This is a genomic window from Finegoldia sp., assembly GCF_046991905.1.
Taxonomy (GTDB): Bacteria; Bacillota; Clostridia; order Tissierellales; family Peptoniphilaceae; genus Finegoldia.
In genome coordinates, this window is record NZ_JBKWZF010000094.1 from 1 (window position 1) to 4,798 (window position 4,798).

General features: G+C 38.1%; 7 protein-coding genes and 1 pseudogene. 5 read left to right on the plus strand and 3 right to left on the minus strand.

Translation table 11 applies throughout. From position 1 onward, the window contains the following. The 3 genes from ACLUJM_RS12890 to ACLUJM_RS12900 all read right to left on the minus strand — a co-directional run. Window positions 1–328: ATP-binding protein (locus tag ACLUJM_RS12890; protein WP_412412996.1), on the minus strand; the 328-nt coding region annotated here is incomplete at its 3' end. Window positions 329–346: 18 nt separating this feature from the next. Then, window positions 347–1,000, minus strand: coding sequence for a hypothetical protein (locus ACLUJM_RS12895; RefSeq protein WP_412412990.1), 654 nt, complete (start codon window positions 998–1,000; stop codon window positions 347–349). Then, window positions 1,001–1,303 carry a helix-turn-helix domain-containing protein gene (locus tag ACLUJM_RS12900; RefSeq protein ID WP_412412991.1) on the minus strand — a complete coding sequence of 101 codons (303 nt, stop codon included), beginning with the start codon at window positions 1,301–1,303 and terminating at the stop codon, window positions 1,001–1,003. Window positions 1,304–1,931: 628 nt separating this feature from the next. On the opposite strand from ACLUJM_RS12900, the gene ACLUJM_RS12905 reads away from it, so the two are divergent. From ACLUJM_RS12905 to ACLUJM_RS12925, 5 genes and pseudogenes are all read left to right on the plus strand, one after another. Continuing rightward, window positions 1,932–2,081: an AlwI family type II restriction endonuclease gene (locus ACLUJM_RS12905; protein WP_412412992.1), complete on the plus strand. Its 150-nt coding sequence runs from the start codon at window positions 1,932–1,934 to the stop codon at window positions 2,079–2,081. Window positions 2,082–2,359: 278 nt separating this feature from the next. Continuing rightward, window positions 2,360–2,704, plus strand: a pseudogene (locus ACLUJM_RS12910) (AlwI family type II restriction endonuclease); the annotation flags it as partial. A 439-nt stretch (window positions 2,705–3,143) separates the two neighbouring features. Next, window positions 3,144–3,347 (plus strand): hypothetical protein, encoded by a 204-nt coding sequence (locus tag ACLUJM_RS12915; RefSeq protein WP_412412993.1) that lies wholly within the window; start codon window positions 3,144–3,146, stop codon window positions 3,345–3,347. Then, complete coding sequence (locus ACLUJM_RS12920; protein WP_412412994.1) at window positions 3,307–3,711, plus strand: hypothetical protein; 405 nt, start codon at window positions 3,307–3,309, stop codon at window positions 3,709–3,711. The genes ACLUJM_RS12915 and ACLUJM_RS12920 overlap by 41 nt, the downstream gene beginning before the upstream one ends. A gap of 266 nt (window positions 3,712–3,977) precedes the next feature. Continuing rightward, complete coding sequence (locus ACLUJM_RS12925) at window positions 3,978–4,760, plus strand: hypothetical protein (protein WP_412412995.1); 783 nt, start codon at window positions 3,978–3,980, stop codon at window positions 4,758–4,760. Window positions 4,761–4,798: the final 38 nt, after the last annotated feature.

Below are 4,798 nucleotides of genomic sequence, written 5' to 3' on the forward strand. Positions count from 1 at the left end.
GCTTCATAATGGTCAACACTCTTTCTTCAGGAGACGTTACCTTAATTCCAATAATGGTGCCAATGGTGTCAGAATTAGTGCCAATGGTGCCAGAATTAGTGTCAATGGTGCCAGAATTAGTGCCAATGGTGCCAGCTTGGATTAATGACGGCTGCCTGTACATATTTATACGGAAATCCCCGTCAAAATCGATCAGCTCTGGTTCTGGAATACCATATTCCTGGCATTCACGTATTATTCGAGGAATACCGCTTCCCCATTTTTCAATGATTTTCATATCAAGAATGCGTTGGCTGTTGCGATTCCTGATTTTATAGATGTCCTTCATTTTCAATCGTCGCACCATTCATCCATGCCCGGAGAAGTAATCTCCAATCAGTTTATCATAAAGCGCTACCTGGATATTGCCCGGGTCCAAATAACTGCGATGAGCTACAGCATTGGCAATCAACTCACGGATGCTGTCTACCGGAAGCTCATAAACATCCTGCCTGTAAATACCATCTATCTTCATTCCCCGGTTAATTTTCTCCAGCACATATTGGTATGCGGCCTCCATCTGTTCCTGAATTGGACCGTTAAATTCCCGCCTGTCTACAAAGTACGCACGGTCATTACCTTTAAAAATAGTGCACTGGATGTTTTGCTGCATGGTATTCTTCCCTGTCAGCAAAGCATATGCATTCGTCGGTACAATTTCTCCATCTTTTTCCCATAAAATCCCCCAGGATAACAGTACATTCTCTGTTACATCTTTAATCTCAGCTTTGGCTGCATTGGTCAATGCATGTTCGAGGGCGACTTTTTTTAAATCGTCACATAGTTTTTTAATGTCGTCTTTTGTAACTGTCAAGCAATCACACGGCTCACTGTCATAATAGCGGTTCTGTCCTTCCAGTATCAATTCCTTTAACATAAAATCAGGTGCAAGACGGGTCGTTCCTGCAACCCGGATAAATTTCCGTCTACTATTCCTTTGATTTAAGTAATACGGGCGCATTTACCAGAACTGATTTCCAACAATAACGGTCTTATCAACTGTCTGTAACGTCACGTCCGGGATAATCCTCGGCTCACAACTATCTGATATAGCATTGGTAATAGAGTCTATTGTCTGGAAAATTGTATCCGGATTCATGCCTGTTACATCTAATGTTGAATCATCAATACCAAATACAATTCTTCCGCCACGTCCATTGGCAAAGGCAACTACCGTTTTCATATACTTTTCACTTTTTCCCGGTACATCTACTTTATATTCGATGCTCTTTGATTCACCTGAAAACAGTTTGTCTATTGCCATATTCTCCCCTCCTCAAGCTCTCTTTTATATAATAGCACATTTCTTTATGAATATTATTACCCTTAAATCTTTACTATATTATATAAAGGAAATATTGTAATTGCAATAGACGCAGAAGATTTGTCCTCGATATATGAACAGTAACCATTAAATCTACGAAAGCCAAAAAATCATACCTGGCACATTGAAAGCTTAATTGTATTATGCTATACTGTTGTTGATTTCAGCGAACACCAAATTTTTGTCAGCGATTTTTGAGCTGCAAGATTTACTATTGGGGTGAGTAGTATGTCGGTTAGTTATAATAAGCTTTGGAAGCTATTAATTGATAGAAATGTGAAGAAGAAAGAGCTGTGTGTTGAACAGGTATTAATCACGATTTAATGGGTTATAGTCGGCTGTTGTCTATTATTTTGGAGCTTGAGGAGCGTACCGGTTCCTCCGAATTGAGAAGAAACAAAATTACCCTATGGGGACACGCAACCAATCCCAACTATAACTTAGCAGAAGGGGTTGACAACATTCTTTATCTGAGACAGCCTAGACCTGCCACACCAGCGAGGCGTTCCTTTGACAAAAGAGAGATTGCCAAAAGAGGCGAAAACTACGATAAAAAGTTGATAATATCTTGGATTACATCGATATGAATATGCGATACCTTCGCATTTCCAGTTTACTTCAACGCAAAGGCCGAGGTCTGATTATTATACCCATAAAGCATGTACTAGCAGAAAAACTTGCCAAAATCACTGCAAGTGCAGAGCCTATTATGAAGTAGTATAAGCTACTCTGTACAGGTACCCCCTGCCTACCGATAATGTAGATGTCGCAAAATCTTTGTTAGACAATCTGACACAGCAAGACAGAGACTTGAGAATATCCTTGCTCAGACGGACGAAATTCAGTATGCCAATGAAGTACTCAAGAATGAAACTCCGGCGTATCTTGAATGGACACTTCGGCATGCAACATTGGCGATTGAGCACATGGTCAATAAGCCTATGAAGTCTGTGGCCTCAAATTGGATTCTGATTTCATGCCGTATCGGCTGCTGGTGACAGAAATGATATGTATTGTGAATTTAGCGATTTCATAATTTTAACCGAAGTTACTATGTCCATATTCTCTCTTCAAGAAGCAATGGATGGTGAGCCTATCATACGGCATATTTCCAATGCTGTTCTGAAATACGATAAGCCTGTCTATGGTATGTTTATTGCTGTTCGTATTGACACCAACACGTCAGAGACATTCAGACATGGTATTTGGTATGCAAACGGCGATGTTAAGCAACGGTTGGATATTGTTACGCTAACATTGGGACAGTTCCAGAAATACTTTGTAGCAATGTCCGAAACGAACAAAGCAATTCCCGAAAAGGCTCAGAGATTTGATCGTTAAGTGTGAATTTTGTCGAGATATTCTGGAAACTCCTGCATGGAAGCAATATATCGATACTACAGTTTCAAAAAAATTGCTTGAATCACTAAAGGCATTACCGCTTGTAAGAGTGCTGTATGATCGCTTTGGTGAAGAACGGTATATGCTTATGTTATTGTATTTCTAAAGTTATTATGAGCCTTTTATCGAATGCTTTTTAGAATAGTCTGTTGCTGATAGAATAGAGGTAATTTAACAAATCGAAAATAGCGAGGAATTCAGATCTACGCATAGTTAATTGTAATATCAATAGATATCGTTCCATTTTGTCAATGGCAATGGATATATCAAGGGAATTAAATTTGATTGCTATTTGTGGGCAGAACAATGTTGGTAAACCAACACATTACGTGCAATCAACTTGTTTTTCCATCCTGAAACCTATGCGCCAGAAGATGATATGCCCAAAATTAAACATGCTACTGGTGGTCAATCTATTCATCCCAAAATTGATATTACTTTTTGGGATGATCAAAATGATATATATTATGCCATTTGCCGTGACATGAAATTATATTCTGAGCCTTCACAGAAGCTCCATCTTAGTGGTACTTCTTTCAAACTTGACGGAAAAAGAAAAAGACAAGCAACAGCTGTCTTCTGAACAAATCAAGGCTGTACTGGATCAAATTGAATTTGTTTACATTGAGTCTATAAATACTTTCATTCCGGAATTGATAGGAAGGATTACAGAAGGCATCATCAATGTAGAGTATGATAAAGCTCGGTTTTCTCAGTCCAGGAAGGCATTGAAAGATGCATATGATACCTATATTGATGGTTTAAGTGCTATTCTTGGAACATTTGCAAATGATATTTCCAATACGTTCAAATTCTTCCGTGATAACTGGAAAGTAGAGTTTATCGTTCCTAAAAACTCCGAAACATTTAGAGATCTTATATCTGAGGATGTTCGTCTATCTTTAGATGATAATGGAAGTATAGGTGTTTTGGATAAAGGCGCTTAAAGATTGGCGACTATACTGCTGAACTTTGAAATGCTTTCGTATCAATAGAAAAAGAGCATTGTTGTTTGCATAGATGAACCAGATGCTATTTACGGGGTCTTCAGCGCAAACTTAAGACTCTTTGATGAAAAAAGTAGTAGTATGCAACTGTTTTTACAACACATTCAAAGGTATTCATCAATGAATATAGCATGCGAAATGTTTTCTTATTAGATTCGAAACACTATGAGCAATACTCGACACGGAAAAAGAGGAATATCAATGTTATGGAGACTGTTTTGGTTGATATAAACGACCAAATCGGATATGACAAAATTTGTGCCCACTTGGGTATTGAAGCAGTAACATATGAATTGTTGCAGCGACACAATCTCTTAATTGAAGGAAACTGTGATAAAAAGTATCTCACGAACCTATTTAATTATTTTGAACTTCCGTGTCCCAATATAGAGTCGCTTAACGGAGCTGATAATGCAGCAAAGTATTTAGAGTTCTATGATTCATATTATCGCAATAATATTACTCAGTACAAGCCAAAAGTTAAAGTGATACTTGATAATGATCCCAAGGGGCGAGAGATATATAACAAAATCAAAGCCGTTACATATCGACATATCGATGTATCGGTCCAGCTTCTTCAAAATCATAATAATAGTGGTAATACTGAAATCGAGAAAAACAACACAAACAATGAGATCGAGGACTTCATGTATCCGGAAGTGATGGTATACTTGATTAATTCGCTGCTGGAAAAGAAGAATATGACTAAGCTGAATACAAGTACGGTATGCCGAAAAATACATACTGCATCTTTTTCTGCTAAAGGAATTCTTGAGTTGTGTGAGTACGAAAAGAATACGTTGAATCCAGATACGGGAGCCGATATTTCTTTTGTTTCATCAGGAAATCAAACAAATCGGGTGAAAGAAGGTTTGGCCGGAATGTTTAATTTGAGGGCAAACAAGAAATTGCTTTCTCTGTTGAACGAGTGCGATGCCAAATACCCTTACGTCAGACAAGCCCTATCAGAATTGTCTGTGTTCCAGTGAAAAAGTGTTGGACGACCGATAAAATAAATGTCAGTTAC